This is a genomic window from Flavobacterium phragmitis (assembly GCF_900112575.1).
GTDB lineage: Bacteria > Bacteroidota > Bacteroidia > Flavobacteriales > Flavobacteriaceae > Flavobacterium > Flavobacterium phragmitis.
In genome coordinates, this window is record NZ_FOMH01000008.1 from 106,693 (window position 1) to 123,270 (window position 16,578).

The following is a 16,578-nucleotide window of genomic DNA, read 5'->3' on the forward strand; positions in this document are numbered from 1 at the left end:
TTAAAAAATCGACAATAGATGTCTTTCTATATAAACATTTTATAAAACTAATTATTGTATTCTTATGAATTATTTGTCTAAAAATTAACGTATTTGATTCTTTTTTTAAGATTGAATTCGTGTTTTTAAAATTCTGATTTTTAGTGTTTTATGTTTATATTTGAATGAATAAAATAAACTGTTATGAAATTGAGTTTTACCTTTTTTCTTTTAGCAATTAGTGTTTTTGCTCAGGAAAGCAGAATCAATGCAAATCTCCGTAAACAGATTGAAGATTATAATGTTTCGTTTGCCACTTCATTTAGCAAAGGAAAAACAGATGATCTGCTGAAAGCTTATACCGACGAATCGGTTTTGATGCCCGAACACAGCAGACAAAGAATCGGAAAAAAGAGTATTTCTGATTTTTATAAACAATGGAAAACACAGGCTTCGATTAATTCGTATCAAAGAACAATTCTGGAATTGCAGGATTTTGGGAATTACATTCTGGAGATTGGAACTTTCAAGGAAGATTTGAATCTTAAAGAACAAAAGCCTTTTGACTATTCCGGAAAATATATGATTTTATGGAAAAAATCGTCAATGAAAATTGCTTCCGAAATTTGGGGAGCGAACGCTTATTTTGATGACAGATTTGTTCCGGAAATAAATGATGCATCTGTGCCAGAAACAAAAGAGTATGTACCATCAGATAAACTGACAAAAGAAGTAATAGAACGAAACAGTTCCATTAAAATGTTAGTTCAGAATAGGCTGGGAGCTGAGCATGCCAAAATGTTTATGCCAGACGCTATGTATTTAACGTATTATACTCCAATTCTTTTGGGAGAAAAAGATATTACAACTTATTTTGTTGAACACGAAAAGCCTGGAACTTTAGTAATTGATCAGATTTCAATTAAAACTTCGGGGATTATTTTTACACAAAAGGCAATTGTAGAATTTGGTTTTTACAGCGTCGATTGGAGTGATGGTGATAAAAAAGGAAATGTGAAAGGGAAAAGTATAAATGTATGGAAACGAAATACAGATGGACAATTAATGCTTTTCAGACAAATGGTGAATCATGACTAATTGATTGTTTTATAGACAAAATCCCCAGCGGGGCAAAATATTTATAGAATTCCAATTAAGACACATGAATAAAGCTCCGGAGGAGTGACATATAGTTATAAATTGATAAAAAATGTCACTCCTCCGGAGCTTTATATTGTAAATGTTTTTTTTTCTTGATAAATATTATGTTTCTCCGAAGCATCCAAAAAAAAATAATTCGTTGCGCTTCTTTGTCTGTTTTCTTTTAATTTAAATTATTGCTTACAAAAGCTCTACAATATTCTTTTATAAGATTTCTAACGTTTCTAAATTGCTCTTCTATTTCGGACTCTGTTCCGGTTGCTTTGGCAGGATCGGGAAAATTATAGTGAAACTTTTGTGCCTGAGTTGGAAAAAACGGACATCTTTCTTTGGCATTATCACATACCGTAATGACGTAATCGAAATTGATATTGGCATATTCATCAATATTATTTGAAGTATGGTTTGAAATGTCAATTCCGTCTTCTTTCATGATAGCAATCGCTTTTGGATTTACGCCATGTGTTTCTACGCCGGCACTGTAAACTATTGCATTATTGCCTGCAAAATACCTCATATAACCTTCTGCAATCTGACTTCTGCAACTATTTCCTGTGCACAATATTAGTATTTTCTTTTCCATAATTTAAACGAACAGCCAAATGATATTGATGATGCAGAATTTTGGATCAAAGCCAAAAATAAGCTGTAACACAAGAACAGAGCCTGTAATAATAATAGTTTTTTTATATTGAATAATTTTGGCTTTCATTGCTTAGCAGCATCCTGAATTCGGCGTACAGCAAGAAGCATTATCTTCTGATCCTCTTAGAATTAGTTTCTGTTTTTCAGTTGGAATTCCACACGAATCTTGTGCCAGACAAGCAGTAGTTTTATTTTTTAGAACAAAGGTTTTTCCATTAAATTCCAAATCATATTTTCCGATTGTTTCGTTTTGATATTCCACTTCGATTTCAAAATCTTTAATATTTAGTTTTTCTTCTGAAAGTTGAATAATATGAAGCAATTTATTAGGTTTTAAGCGATGTTCATAGTCGTCTGCATTCCAAAGCTGAAAGTTTACCACTTCTTCATTTCTAATAACGCCACCACAATCAATGAAGTTTTTAGTAATCATTCCGACTTCTGTTACATGGAAATGTTCAGGAACAAAAGTTCCGTTTTCCAATTGAAATTCAACATTTTCTAATGTTGGTAAAATTTCTTTAATTTCTGATAGTTTCATATTTTTTTATTTGTTAATTGCAATATTACGATATCGTTTTTCAAAAAAAATGCCTTAACAGCATTCTGATTTTGAAAGAGTTTGAGTGATTTTTAAGAAATAAGTGTTTAAAATTGCTATAGTTTTTTCATCAATGCAGTAACAAATCGAGTTACCTGAAATGTTTCCTTTGATGATTCCGGCATTTTTAAGTTCTTTTAAATGCTGGGAAACGGTTGGCTGTGCAAGCGGAAGCTCATTTACAATATCTCCGCAGATGCATTCATTTACTTTCAATAAATGTTCTATTATGGCAATTCTTGCAGGATGTCCCAAAGCTTTTGCGATAGTAGCGATTTGATTCTGCGCATCTGTAAAGTGTTCTGTTTTAGTTGCCCCCATATTTTGTAATTTAATATTGCAATATTACAATATAAATATTAAATATCAAATAAAGTAACATTAATTAATTTAAAAATAGTCTTCATTTTTAGGTTTCATAATTATTATGAAAACAATATATTTTGTAAAAAAGTTCTTTCGAATTTGCAGACCCATTATATGCGCCCTATATTTGCGCCTGATTTTGGTCTGTTTTTTCATCAGAAAAAATAGTTAAAAGGGAATCAGGTGCAAATCCTGAACAGACCCGCTACTGTAAGTTCTACACAAAGTCTTTAAACATTACTAATGCCATTGTCCCGTCTTGCGGGGTGAGAAGGCCGTTTAAAGATAGAATAAGTCAGGAGACCTGCCACGATCACATAGTTTAAAACTTTCGTGGTATGAAGTTGATGACAAAGATAATGACCAGCTGTTTTACAGCGGGGTCAATTCTACGTTTGTATAAGCATCACAGAAAGTTGATTTAATTCAATTGTGATGTATAATTTGAAAAAAACTTTACTTGCCGTTTTTATTTTAGGTCTTCCTTTTTGGCTTCATGCACAAACGGAGAAAGATAGTTCGCGTGTTTTAAAAGAAGTTATTTTAAAAGGAAAACCGTATCAGGAAGTGATTCCGGTACAAAGTCTTTCAGGCGTTGTGCTTGACAAACTGGCAAGTCATAATGTAGCCGATGCGCTTCGTTATTTTGCCGGAACTCAAATCAAAGATTACGGAGGAGTCGGCGGACTTAAAACGGTTGACGTCCGTAACATGGGAACGCATCATGTCGGTGTTTTCTATGACGGAATCCAGCTGGGAAATGCCCAAAACGGAGTGACAGATCTCGGAAAATATTCGCTTGACGATATGGAATCACTTACGATGTACAATGGACAAAAAAGTGAAATTTTCCAATCGGCTAAAGATTTTGCTTCGGCTTCAGCCATTTATTTAAAAACAAAACGTCCTGTTTTTGTTGGCGATAAAAAGACAAATTTATTGGTTCGTTACAAAACGATGTCCATCAATTATCATGATCCGAGTTTTAGATGGGAACAGAAACTGAGCGAAAAGGTGAGTATGAGTGTCAGTTCAGAATACATTAAATCAAACGGACAGTATAAATTTCGATACAAAAGAAAAAATTTGGACGGTAGCACCGCTTACGATACCACAGCCACAAGATGGAACAGCGATATCGAAGCACTTCGGTTTGAATCTGGTATTTACGGAAAAATAAACAACGGTTCTTGGGATGCAAAAGTATATTATTACGATTCCGAAAGAGGTGCGCCCGGAGCCATTGTAGAAAACAAATTCAGAGACGGTTTCCGACAGTTTGATAAGAATTTTTTCGGTCAGGTTTTTTTAACGAAAGACGTTTCGGAAAAGTATAAATTTCAGTTAAAAGGAAAATTCGCTTACGATTATACCCATTATATTGCCCGTGATACAACGAACGTTTTAGGCGAAACGGTAACCGAAGGCGTTCAGTCTGATGACAGCTATTACCAGCAGGAAACTTATTTTTCGGCTGTAAATATGTACAGCATTTTACCTACTTGGGATGTTTCGCTTTCAACCGATTTTCAATACAACAAATTAAACGCGACGAGAAGAGGAATCCAGACGCAGTTTTCTTTTCCAACACGTTATACCGCATTGGTTTCTTTGGCAACGTCCTATCGATACGAAGGTTTTAAAGTTTTAGGAAATGTACTCGCAACAAGAGTTATTGAAGAAGTAAAATACAACGCCAAAGCACCCAATAAAACCGAATTTACGCCTGCATTATTTCTCGGTTATACTCCTTTCAAAAAGTACGATTTCAATTTAAGAGCATTCGCTAAACGTATTTTCAGAATGCCGACTTTCAACGATTTGTATTATACCATGGTCGGTTCAAGTACTTTACGGCCAGAATATATGAATCAGTATGATGTTGGTTTTACCTATAATTTTTCTGTAAAAGAAAGCTTTCTGGATAAATTTTCCATTCAGGCAGATGGTTATTATACCTATACAAAAGACAAAATTGTGGCTGCGCCGACAGGAAATCTATTCCGCTGGATGATGACGAATATTGGTCAGGTGAAAGGAAAAGGAATTGAAACTGTAGTGAATTTAGGAACTCATATTCACAAAGTAAATCTGGATGCAAATCTGACATATACGTATTCTCAAAGTCAGGATTTTACAAAGGTTTCAGGGTTGCAAATGTCTTCTTACGGCGATCAGATTCCGTACACGCCTTGGCACAGTGGTTCGGGAATTCTGAATGCAGGCTATGAATCGTGGAATTTCAATTATAGTTTTATATATGTTGGAAAACGCTACAACGGAAACGTCAACAATATCAAAGTGAATGAAGTGCAGCCTTGGTACACACACGATCTGGCGGTTCAAAAATCTTTCATTTTCAAGAAATACAAATTAAATGCAATGGTAGAAGTCAATAACGCTTTCAATCAGCAGTATGAAGTGATTTACAATTATCCAATGCCGGGCAGAACGTTCAAATTTATAATTGGTTTTGAGTTATGAAAAAGAGTTTTATAAAAATAATAATTAGCTTATTTACAGCTATCGTATTGGTTTCCTGCAGGGAAGATGAAACGATATTTCTTTCGTCAGATACGAATGTTGCCGTACCGAAAGAAGATGGAAACATCGAAGGTTTTTATCTCCTGAACGAAGGTAATATGGGAATGAACCGTGCCAGTATTGATGTTTTCAATTACAGAACAGGAAACTATACAACCGATGTGTATTCTGAAAGAAATCCTTCCGTAGTCAAAGAATTAGGTGATGTTGGAAACGACATTCAGATTTATGGTAATAAGGTTTATGCAGTCATCAATGTCTCCAATAAAGTGGAAGTTTTGGAAAAATGGACAGCGAAACGAATCAAAAAAATTGACATTCCAAACTGTCGTTATGTGACTTTTTACAAAGATAAGGCTTATGTGAGTTCGTATTCAGGCCCAGTTGCGATTAATCCGAATGCAGAAATTGGTTTTGTTGCCGAAATCGATACCACTTCTTTAGAAATAAAAAGAAAAGTAACCGTTGGCTATCAGCCGGAACAAATGGTGGTGCATAATGGGAAATTATATGTAGCCAACTCAGGCGGTTACAGAGTTCCAAATTACGACCGAACCGTTTCGGTAATTGATTTAGAAACTTTCACAGAAATCAAAAAAATAGATGTCGGTATTAATTTGTACAGTATGGAGATTGACAGCCGTGGAGATATTTATGTGAGTTCACGAGGGGATTATTATAATACACAACCCAATCTTTTTGTGATTGATACCAATACAGATGAGAAAAAAATGCAACTCGATATTCCAGCTTTGGGAATGTGTCTGGTTGATGATTTGCTTTACTATTATAGTGTTTCGTGGAGTTATCTCACAAACAGCAATAAGATTACGTACGGAATTTTGGATACCAAAACCAAAAAGATAATCAGCGATAAAATCATTACGGACGGAACAGATAAAAAAATCATGATTCCGTACGGACTTCAGGTCAATCCCGAAACTAAAGAAATCTATATAACCGATGCTCAAAATTACGTAGTAACGGGCTATATCTATTGTTTTACGCCGGATGGCCGATTAAAATGGAAAACTACAGCAGGAAATATTCCAGCGCATATTGCTTTTATAACCAAAAAATAAAAAAATGAATCAGAAACTTTTAAAGTATTACCGAGTATTAACGTTTGCTTTTTTAGCCTTTTCGCTGGTAAACTGTTCAGGTGGAGACAATGACAATCCAGATTCTGGAGGAGAAACTGCAACAAACGAATTTAAAACCACACGTTTTGCAATTATTAGTTTGGGTCCCAAAACAACTGCCAGCGCAAATGCCCTTTACAATTGGGCAGTTGAAAGTGTTTCTTCAGAAAACTATTCTTTGGTAAACACTACTTCAAAGGAAGCTCTGTTTGCTTCAACTGCTGAAGGCACTTACACTTTTAAAGTAGCAATTACGGATAAAGGAACGACTCAGACTCAAAAAGTAACTGTAATTGTAACACCTGAGACTAAAGAATTAAAAACGTTTATTTCTAAAGTATTCGAATTTAAACCTGCGCCAGGACAATTTGTAAATGATCTTCCTGTGGCCAATGACGGCGATTCCGAGGATCGAATTTTGACAAGAGCCAATTCGTATTTGGCAAAGAAAAACGGTGATCTTATTTCGCTTGGTGCTTTTGGTGGTTATGTTGTTTTTGGTTTTGATCATAGTATCGTCAACCTAAAAGGAAAGCGTGATTTTAGGGTTCTAGGAAATGCTTTTTGGGCAGATGCAAACCCAAATCAGAATGCTGAACTAAGAGGCGGAAGCAGTGAAGCTGGGGTTATAATGGTTTCGTATGATAAAAATAAAAACGGACTTCCGGATGACGAATGGTACGAAATTGAAGGCGCCGGCCACAAAATGGAAAAAACAATCCGTAACTACGAAATAACCTATTACAGGCCAGATCCAAATAAAATTCCAGTTCCGGGCGGTGGAACGGGAACGGTAACTTTTACCGATTTAGAATACATCTACTGGAAAGACAATCAGGGAAGAGACGGTTATCTAGCACAGAATAATGCTTACAATCATTCTTTAGAATATTGGCCAAAATGGCTGAAAGACCAAGCTTCTATTACTTTCAAAGGAACAAGATTGCCAGATAATGCTGTGGATGAAAGTGGCAATGGAAGTTATTATGTTCAGTATGCTTTCTTATACGGTTATGCCGATAATGCCCCAAATAATGATGACGACTCTGCAATCGATATTGATTGGGCAATAGACAGCACAGGGAAAAAAATACAGCTTCCGGCAATAGATTTTGTAAAAGTGTATAACGGACTCAATCAGCAGGCGGGCTGGCTCGGTGAAACTTCAACCGAAATCATGGGAGCAACAGATCTGCATCTTTCAGGAGAAAATATTCCAACGAGATAATTACAACTAGTATCAAATCAAATTATTATAATCAATTTATGAAAAAAAATGTTACCCGATTTTTATTGCTGGCATTTGCGTTCACTTTTATTGGATGCAGCAGTGATGACAAAGATGAGAACGCGAATGTAATTGACATTACGCTTCAGGAAAAATACGAGACGCCAACCTTTACGGTTTTAGATATTACAGCTTCTGATGCTGGTGCAACTGCAAAATACGAATGGATTATGACCAAAAATCCAGTAAATGCAGTAAAAGATTCAATTGTTGGAGATACAAAAGATTTAAGATTTACAGCTATTTATGCAGGTTCTTATGAATTTACCTTAAATGTTACTGATGCCAATAAAAAAGGAAGTAAAAGTACCATTGTAATGGTTGTAAATGAAGTTTCAAACTTCAATCCATATATCACTAAAATTTTTGATTTTGATCCAGCTCCGGGAATGTTTGCCAATGATCTTTACAAAGAGGGTAATTCTAAAGAAGACGTAATGAAAACGGCTTTAGGAAGAATCAATGAAACGAATGTGGGGTATCTATTAGACTTGGGTGGTTTTGGAGGTTCAATTGTGGTTGGTTTTGACCATACGGTTGTGAATGTTCCAGGAACAAATGATTTTAGAATTTATGGTGGTGATGTAACCAATCCGGCTGTAGCAAAGGCTAATCCGCCAGCACCGGGATTACTTTTTGTGGCTTATGATAAAAACAAAAACGGAAAACCAGATGCAGACGAATGGTACGAAATAGCAGGAAGTCAACATGCTAAATCGACTACAGTTAAAAACTTCAAAGTTACTTACAACAAAAAAGCCGCAGGAGAACCTTTGGTAACTTCAAGTGCGCTTTGGACAGATTATGAACATGTTTACTGCGAAAACAATAAGGAAGAAAAATATTATCTGGCAAGACCGAGAGGTAAAAAAGAGTTTTATCCAATATGGGCAGCGCAAACTTCAGTAAGTTATGAAGGATTAAAATTAGATGTAGATTTTAAAACAGCACGTGCGGGTCAGACAACACTTTGGTATTCAACACCTCCAGAATGGGGTTATGCAAATGCCATAAATCCAGATATCGATATTGATTGGGCTATCGACAAAAACGGAAACAAAGCCAACCTTCCAGGAATCGATTTCATAAAAGTAGTGAACTGTGTGAGCGAACCAATGGGACTTTGCCAGCAGCAATCTTCTATGGCAACTGTATTTGCGGGTGCCGGTGACCTTCATATCTTAAAAAAATACAATCTAAAACAAGATAATAAATAAGAAAAATGAAAAAGTATTTAAAGTATAGTTTATTGCTAATCACTCTTGTTGGCTTTTATTCTTGCAGTAACGACGATTCAAAACAAGAAGAAGTTGTAGAACCGGTCAAAGATCCTGTCATTACAATTAAGCTGGCTTCAGAATTTGCAGTGCAGCAATATAATGTGGTAGAAATTGCCCCAGAAGTAACCATTGAAAATGCTGAAGAAAAAACTCCGGTTTATCAATGGTCGATTAAAGTTATGGGTAAAGATGGTGTAGCAAAGGATTCTATCATTGGCGACAGCAAAAACTTATTGTTTATCACGCCAAAAACTGCAGATTATGTGGTGGATTTTAAAGTAACAGTAGATAAAATTGTGAAAGAAGCTTCTGCCAAAGTTGCGGTTTCAGGAACAGGAAAAACCTATACCGCAAAAGCCTTAAAACTTATAGATTATCTGCCTGCACCAAATTATGCTATGGGAAGTTACACTACCAAAGAAGAATCTTTACAAGCAGCCCAAATAAGTTTAAACGAAGGCGGTTCTGTTAATTTAGGAACTTTTGGAGGATATATTGTTACCGCTTTCGATCATACTGTTGTAAATACTTATGCAAAACGCGATTTTACGGTTTTAATGTCGGCTGGAACAGCTTCAGTTAAATATTCTCCAGTAAGTATTGCGGTAGCGTATGATGCCAATAAAAACGGAATTGCAGATGAAAATGAATGGTATGAAATTGCAGGAAGTGAATACTATAAATCTACAACAGTTAAAAATTATGAGTTAACGTACAAGAAACCCAATGCGACAGCAACTCCAGTGACAGGAGCTTTAAGCTGGCAGTACGATACGGCTTATCTTCCGTGGACTGATAACAAAAATGGTTCGGGAAATATTACCAGAACCAATACACGAAGAAGAAATAATTATTATCCAGCTTGGGTAGGGGATTCTTATACTTTAAAAGGAACAAAAATATACATTCCAACAAAAGATGTAAGCGATGGTGCAGGAACCAGTTATAACGTTGGCACTTTTGATTGGGGCTACGGCGGTATCAAAAATCCTTCAATTGATATTTCTTGGGCGGTGGATAAAGATGGCAAAAAAGTGCATTTGCCAGGAGTTGATTTTGTAAAAGTGTATGTGCCAACATTTACTGCTTTAGGATCAAGTGATTTATTGATGAGCATATTTGAAGAAGTTTCGGATTTGAATTTTCCGAATAATTAAGCATGAATATTAACCCTAAATTTTATAAATAATGAAAAAAGTAGTTTATTTTTTGACCTTGGGTCTTGCACTGGGATTTTCTTCCTGTAGCAATGATGATGCTGTTTTAAGCAGTGAAAGTGCTAATTCTGTGGTTAACAATTCCTCAAAAACAGCTAAAACCGCTGTAACAGATCCTTCTATTGGAACCACTACAACGCTTAATTTGACAAGTTCTTTATTAAGCAGCGGTATTACCACAACTGGTGGAAAGTATTGGGAAAACACTTATGTGGCAAACACGAATCTAAGTGTAGATATTTTTACGTTTTCGCATACTGGTACATCTGCTGGTTATAATTACTGGGACGGATTTATTGTTTCTAATGTAAATGATATTACAGATTACGGTTCTGGAGCAGGCCCGGGCGGATCAGACGGATGGGTGCCTCACCAATGGGGAACTATGGCAGGAAGTGGTTTTGGAACTTCGACCACAACTACACCTGGAACTCCGGGGACTTCTGGTGATCCTTATATTGTAGCGTATTGGTCAAGTTATTTGGATCCAGTTTCTCCTGAAGGAACAACTTTCAGTGAGTCTGGTTTTTCTAACTGGATTAAAATTGGAGATACTGGAATATATTCAGTTGAAGGTTTGAAAATCAATATGCATCCGTGGCCGTATTACGGTTGTTTAAATGGGGACGGATTTGCACAGCCTTTTGCTTCAGGGGATCATTTTGAATTATTGATTTATGGTGTTGACGAAAATGGAACCATTACAGATCCAGTAACACAAACTTTAGCAGATTATACAGGATCTTCTTTGGTTATGCCAACAGGCTGGGTAAGTGTTGCAGCAAATAAACTTCAGGCTTTAGGAAATGTTCAGTATTTGGTTTTCCAAATGGCATCAACAGATTCTGATCCTATGTACGGAATGAATACAGCAGCTTATTTCTGTTTAGACAAACTTTCGGTTAAGAGAGTTTACTAACTTCTAAAATTTTAATAAAAAAGAAAACCCTTTTGCTATTCTGCAGAGGGTTTTTTGCTTAAAAGTTCCTTATATTTACTTGTTAAACAATTGAATTATGAAAGCACTGGTAATTGGCGCAACAGGTTCTACAGGAAAAGAACTGGTTGATAAACTTTTAAAAGATCAAGATTATACTTCGGTTTCTGTTTTTGTGAGACGTCCTTTCGGAAAATCTCACCCAAAGCTTATAGAACACATTGTAGATTTTTCTGATCTAAATTCATTTCAAAATTTAATTATTGGAGATGTGCTTTTTTCCTGCATCGGAACAACCTTAAAAGATGCGGGTTCAAAGGAAAAACAATGGAAAATCGATTATGATATTCCTGCTGACTTTTCAGAAATTGCCATTAAAAATCAGGTCAAATCTCTTGTTTTGGTTTCTTCTTATGGTGCTTCGTCCAAAAGCAATGTTTTTTATTCTAAAATGAAAGGAGAGCTCGAAGAATACCTGGCTAAACTGAATTTTCCTCAATACATCATTTTCAGACCAGGACCTTTAATTCGTGAAAATACAGATCGTTTGGGAGAAAAAATCTCAATTAAAATTATTAAAGTCTTTAATGCTGTCGGGCTTTTTAAAAATTTAAAACCTATAACAACTGAATTTCTGGCAGAAAAATTGGCGAAAGCGCCGAAAGTAATTTCGTCGGGAACTACAACATTAGAACTTAAAAGTATTTTAAATCTTTAGAAAAAAATAATCATAAAAACAACTCTCTAAAAAGTTTAGATTGTTGTCTTTTTTCTTTATAATATCAAAAGTTGTAATTCAGGTTCTTCTTCTGAATAAACTTTGATTAATCCAAACTGTAATAATTAAGTCACATTCGGCATAATTATGCTATAAACTAAGGGTGTTTTAAGAGCTTTTATATCAAATTATTGTAAATTTGCGCACTTTCTCCAAATTGACAAAATGAATAGTAATTTCCCAGTTCCAGAAAACGAATTACAACGTTTAGCTGCCTTAAAACGTTACAATATTCTCGATACACTTCCTGATAACGCTTTTGACGATGCCACAAAACTAGTTTCATATATCTGCGGTGTTCCAATTGCTCATATTTCCTTTATTGACGAAAGCAGACAATGGTTTAAATCTGAAATTGGAATCGGCGTGAGCGAAGTGCCAAGAGAAATTAGTTTCTGTCAATATACGATTCTGGAATCGGAAATGGTCGAAATCAATGACACACATTTAAACGAAAGATTTAAAGATGACCCAAACGTTACAGGAGGGTTTAATGTGAGATTCTACGCAGGAGTTCCGCTTACAACACCAGATGGATTTAATATTGGAACGTTATGTGCAATAGACCATGTTTCTAAAGAGCTTAATGAAAGTCAAAGAAATGCGCTTTCTCTTGTTGCTAAGCACGTTATGGCACAATTAGAAATTGGAACAAAAAATATTCAGTTAGACGCCCAAAGAAAAATTGCAGAAAAAGCAGTACTGGCAAGAGATAGCTTTTTGGCCAATATGAGCCACGAAATCAGAACACCTCTAAATGCGATAATTGGTTTTACGGATCTTTTAGCACAAACCCAATTAGATGCTGAACAAAACGACTTTATTGAGAGTGTACAGATTGCCGGCGAAAACTTGCTTTTGATTGTAAATGATATTCTGGATCTTTCCAAATTAGAATCTGGAAGTTTAACAATCGAAGCAGCCCCTTTTAATCTGAAAAAGACCTTAAAACACGTTTATAATTTACTAAAAATAAAAGTGCAGAAAGAGGTTGAATTCAACTTGTTTCTAGATGCAGAACTGCCAGATATGGTTATTGGTGATCAAGGAAGGTTAAATCAGATTTTGGTGAATCTTATCGGAAACTCTCTCAAATTTACAAGTGAAGGTGAAGTAATTGTCGCGGTAAAAAAGATGGAAGAAACAGAAGACGATATCACTTTCAAATTTTTTGTAAGAGATACGGGAATCGGAATTGAAAAGAGCAAACATAAAACCGTTTTTGAGCGTTTTACACAAGGAGAAGAAAGTACTACCAGAACCTATGGAGGAACTGGTTTGGGATTGAATATTGTTAAAGAATTAGTAGAATTACAGAATGGTGAAATTCATTTGAAAAGTGAGTTAAACAAAGGTTCTGAGTTTTACTTTATTCTTAAATATAAAAAAGTGCAGGCTGTAGAATCTTCTGCAAAACCACTTCTACAAAATAACTTAGGAAATCTTAAGATTTTACTTTGCGAAGACAATGTATTAAATCAAAAATTAGCTAAAAGTGTAATTGGCAGTTTTGGTTTTGATTTGGATATAGCACAAAATGGAGAAGAAGGTATAGAGCTTTTATCTCAAAACGAATATGATTTGATTCTAATGGATTTGCAGATGCCTGTAAAAGACGGTTACCAAACAACAGAATATATTCGTAACGAAATGAATTCAAACATTCCAATTATTGCCATGACAGCGCATTCTTTGGTAGGAGAGCAGGAGCGTTGCTATAAAGTAGGAATGAATGGTTATGTGCCAAAACCGTTTAAGCAAAATGTTCTTTTAAAAGCAATAAAGACAGTATTGAATCAAGATAATGATACTCCAAAGAGATATATAGATATGTCATTTCTGGATGAAATGTCTTCAGGAGATCAGGAATTTAAGAAAGAAATGATCAGTCTTTTTATAGAAAAAATTCCAGCTCAGACAGAACAGTTGGAAAAAGCATTTCACGGTGGCAATCACGATGCTGTAAAAAAACTAGCGCACAATATGAAATCCAGTTTAGATATTTTTATGCTGGAAGATCTTAGCGAATATGCTGCTATTATTGAAGAACAAGCTTCGGCCGGAGAATTTACACCCGAAACAAGGGAGAACGTTAATCTACTGCTTTGCGGTGTGATTGAGGTCGTTAAAATTCTAAAAGAGCTATGATAAAAAAGAAATAAGCCCTAGCTTTACATAATATCACGTTATAATTAAAGTTTGCCCCCAAGTTAAAATTTTAAAAAAATGAGAATTATTTTAGCCGAAGATAATGATATCCTACGCAAATCGTTATCTTTTTTCTTAGAATCAAAAGGATTTACAGTTGACCAGTTTTCTGATGGAAAAGATGCCTTGGATGCAATCGAAACCAATAATTACGATTTAATCCTTACGGATATCAATATGCCGGGTAAAAGTGGCATGGAAATTACCCAATACGTAAGACAAACCATAAATTCCGAAACTCCTATTATTATACTGACTTCCTCGGGAGTAGAACAAACAGAACTGGACTCTTTTGACATTGGTGCAAATGAATTTATTGCCAAACCTGTAAGTCCAGCCGTGCTTTTAGTACGAATTAATAAACTGCTAAAAACACATTTCTAATGAAGTTTATCTATTATTCCATAGTGTTGCTGTTTATTTCTTCTGTTGCCTTTGGACAGGAAATAAATGTTGAGGAGACTTTAGCCAATGCTAAACGTGAGGTTGAAAAACAAAACTACGATAAGGCATTAACGCTCATTGAACCTTTACGAGCCAAATTTCCGCAGGACGAGGATATTCAGACTTATACGGGACGTATTTACAGCTGGAAAAAAGACTATAAAACGGCGATAAAGATTTTATCTCCAATGACAGACAGAGTAAATCCAAATCAGGAAGCTTTACAGGCGATAATCAATGTTTATTTTTGGACAGAACAATATGAAAAATGCGTTGTTTACTGCGATAAATATTTGGTGTTGGATCCAAAATCTCTTGAGGTTTTAAAAATAAAAGCAACTTGTCTTGAAAAATTAAACCGTGATCAGGAAGCTTTAGAATTAATCGAAAAATCTGCTTATATAGATAACAGCACACAAGCTTTTAAAGGAATCCGAACGCTTATTGGTCACAAATCTAAAAACGCGGTATCTGTTTCTTATTTAAATGTTTCCACTTCAGAACCTGGACAATCTCCGTTTCATTATGGCTATGTGGAGTATTCTCATAAATTCAATAAATCGGCTATTGTGGGTCGTGCCAATGTGGGAAATGTGAGTAACGATACACAAGCCTTGTTTGAAGCCGATTTTTACCAAACGTTTTCCAATAAAAGTTATTTGTATGCAAACGGAGGTATTTCTACAGGCGAAACGATATTTCCTGTAGCAAAAGCAGGTTTAGAGTACTATTTCAAACCGCATAAAAAGTTTGATTATTCGCTTGGTGCACGGTTTATGCATTTTGAATCAGATGATATTACACTGCTTACAGGACAGTTGGCTTATACAGCAGGAACTTATACTGTTGCTTACAGACCCTATTACGATACTTCGAACGAATTGTTTTCTCATGTTCTAAGTCTGCAGAAAGTAAACGAAGAAAAAGAGAGTTTGATACGTTTTGAACTTCAATACGGAAACGTTCCGTATTTGTATCTGTACAATAATTTCACTACGCCATTAAAAGCCTATAGAGCTGGAATTCAATATCAGCATCGTTTGGGTGAATCTTTTTTTGTACGCCCAATATTTCTTTATGAACGAGAAGAATATATTCCAGGAGAATATAGAAACAGATTCAATGTACAGCTTATTGTAACGAAACGTTTTTAGTATGGAAGAAATCTGGGAAATCTATAAAGGCGGTAAATGGGTAGTGTCCTTTCTCACTTTTTCGATTTACTTTTTCGTTGCAGCTTCTTTTACTTTATATCTGTATATTGTTGCAAGCCGAAACAAAAAAATCAATAGAGAAAGACTTCGAATTGAATACAATACTGAGATTGAAAAATTACTGGCATCGGTAATTTTTGAGAATGTTTCATTTGCAGCAATCAAAGAAAATAAAAACTTTCTGGTACTTTTTGATACTTCTTTTTTTAGAGAAGTGTTGACAGAATCTCTTATCAATCTGCATAAAAATTACGAAGGTATTTATGCTGAAAAATTAGAACAGTTTTATAAAGAATCGGGATTGATAAAAGATTCTTTTAAGAAATTGAAAAGTCTCAAATGGGAAGTAAAATGCAAAGGAATTACAGAGCTTGCCGAGTTTAATATTAAGGAAGCGTTTGATAAGATTATCCTTTACTCTAAAGGAAGAAACAAAACTTTAAAAATTACAGCCATAAATGCCTGTATTAAACTTGGAGGCACAAGAGGCATAGTTCATTTGGTAGAACATCCTGATCCTATTGACGATTGGACACAGCTTAATATTATTGGAGCTTTTAAAAAACATGATATTGGCGATACAAAAGGAATTGAACTTTTGCTGGAATCTCAGAATACAACGGTTGTTACACTTGGATTAAAACTCATTAAAGAGTTAAAACTGACACAAAAACTTCCTTACGTGGTACAATTGGCAACAAAAGCGACAAATACAACAATAAAATACGAAGCACAAAGCATTTTGCAGGCACTAACAGTTTAATTGATTGAGAA

General features: G+C 35.1%; 15 protein-coding genes and 1 riboswitch. Of the genes, 12 read left to right on the top strand and 3 right to left on the bottom strand.

Features of this window, described 5'->3' with window-relative positions:
* The first annotated feature begins 183 nt into the window (after positions 1-183).
* Positions 184-1,077: a YybH family protein gene (locus BM289_RS15265; RefSeq protein ID WP_091495061.1), complete on the top strand. Its 894-nt coding sequence runs from the start codon at positions 184-186 to the stop codon at positions 1,075-1,077.
* Between the two features lie 226 nt (positions 1,078-1,303).
* Here the strand turns inward: BM289_RS15265 and BM289_RS15270 are convergent, their stop codons facing one another.
* The 3 genes from BM289_RS15270 to BM289_RS15280 all read right to left on the bottom strand — a co-directional run bounded on the left by BM289_RS15270 (position 1,304) and on the right by BM289_RS15280 (position 2,707).
* Entirely contained in the window at positions 1,304-1,723 is a 420-nt protein-coding gene (locus BM289_RS15270) for an arsenate reductase ArsC (protein WP_091495063.1), read from the bottom strand.
* A gap of 132 nt (positions 1,724-1,855) precedes the next feature.
* Positions 1,856-2,326, bottom strand: a complete 471-nt coding sequence (locus tag BM289_RS15275) for a DUF6428 family protein (protein ID WP_091495065.1) — start codon at positions 2,324-2,326, stop codon at positions 1,856-1,858.
* Between the two features lie 54 nt (positions 2,327-2,380).
* A complete protein-coding gene (locus tag BM289_RS15280) occupies positions 2,381-2,707 on the bottom strand; it encodes an ArsR/SmtB family transcription factor (protein WP_091495067.1) in 327 nt (108 codons plus the stop codon).
* 168 nt (positions 2,708-2,875) lie between these two features.
* A riboswitch (cobalamin riboswitch) is annotated at positions 2,876-3,078 on the top strand.
* Between the two features lie 109 nt (positions 3,079-3,187).
* On the opposite strand from BM289_RS15280, the gene BM289_RS15285 reads away from it, so the two are divergent.
* The 11 genes from BM289_RS15285 (at position 3,188) to BM289_RS15335 (ending at position 16,567) form a co-directional block, all read left to right on the top strand.
* Complete coding sequence (locus tag BM289_RS15285) at positions 3,188-5,236, top strand: TonB-dependent receptor (protein ID WP_091495404.1); 2,049 nt, start codon at positions 3,188-3,190, stop codon at positions 5,234-5,236.
* Positions 5,233-6,378: a YncE family protein gene (locus BM289_RS15290; RefSeq protein WP_091495069.1), complete on the top strand. Its 1,146-nt coding sequence runs from the start codon at positions 5,233-5,235 to the stop codon at positions 6,376-6,378. Before BM289_RS15285 ends, BM289_RS15290 begins: the two co-directional genes overlap by 4 nt.
* A 4-nt stretch (positions 6,379-6,382) precedes the next feature.
* Complete coding sequence (locus tag BM289_RS15295; RefSeq protein ID WP_091495071.1) at positions 6,383-7,666, top strand: PKD domain-containing protein; 1,284 nt, start codon at positions 6,383-6,385, stop codon at positions 7,664-7,666.
* Positions 7,667-7,704: 38 nt separating this feature from the next.
* The gene (locus BM289_RS15300) at positions 7,705-8,943 is read left to right on the top strand and encodes a PKD domain-containing protein (RefSeq protein ID WP_091495073.1); all 1,239 of its coding nucleotides are present in this window, start codon (positions 7,705-7,707) and stop codon (positions 8,941-8,943) included.
* A 5-nt stretch (positions 8,944-8,948) separates the two neighbouring features.
* Entirely contained in the window at positions 8,949-10,163 is a 1,215-nt protein-coding gene (locus tag BM289_RS15305; protein ID WP_091495075.1) for a hypothetical protein, read from the top strand.
* Positions 10,164-10,194: 31 nt separating this feature from the next.
* Complete coding sequence (locus tag BM289_RS15310; protein ID WP_091495077.1) at positions 10,195-11,142, top strand: DUF4465 domain-containing protein; 948 nt, start codon at positions 10,195-10,197, stop codon at positions 11,140-11,142.
* A gap of 97 nt (positions 11,143-11,239) precedes the next feature.
* Entirely contained in the window at positions 11,240-11,878 is a 639-nt protein-coding gene (locus BM289_RS15315) for an NAD(P)H-binding protein (protein WP_091495079.1), read from the top strand.
* A 225-nt stretch (positions 11,879-12,103) separates the two neighbouring features.
* Positions 12,104-14,086 (top strand): response regulator, encoded by a 1,983-nt coding sequence (locus BM289_RS15320; RefSeq protein WP_091495081.1) that lies wholly within the window; start codon positions 12,104-12,106, stop codon positions 14,084-14,086.
* Positions 14,087-14,164: 78 nt separating this feature from the next.
* The gene (locus tag BM289_RS15325) at positions 14,165-14,530 is read left to right on the top strand and encodes a response regulator transcription factor (protein ID WP_091495083.1); all 366 of its coding nucleotides are present in this window, start codon (positions 14,165-14,167) and stop codon (positions 14,528-14,530) included.
* The gene (locus tag BM289_RS15330) at positions 14,530-15,744 is read left to right on the top strand and encodes a YaiO family outer membrane beta-barrel protein (protein ID WP_091495085.1); all 1,215 of its coding nucleotides are present in this window, start codon (positions 14,530-14,532) and stop codon (positions 15,742-15,744) included. The genes BM289_RS15325 and BM289_RS15330 overlap by 1 nt, the downstream gene beginning before the upstream one ends.
* A 1-nt stretch (position 15,745) precedes the next feature.
* A complete protein-coding gene (locus BM289_RS15335; protein WP_091495087.1) occupies positions 15,746-16,567 on the top strand; it encodes a hypothetical protein in 822 nt (273 codons plus the stop codon).
* Positions 16,568-16,578: the final 11 nt, after the last annotated feature.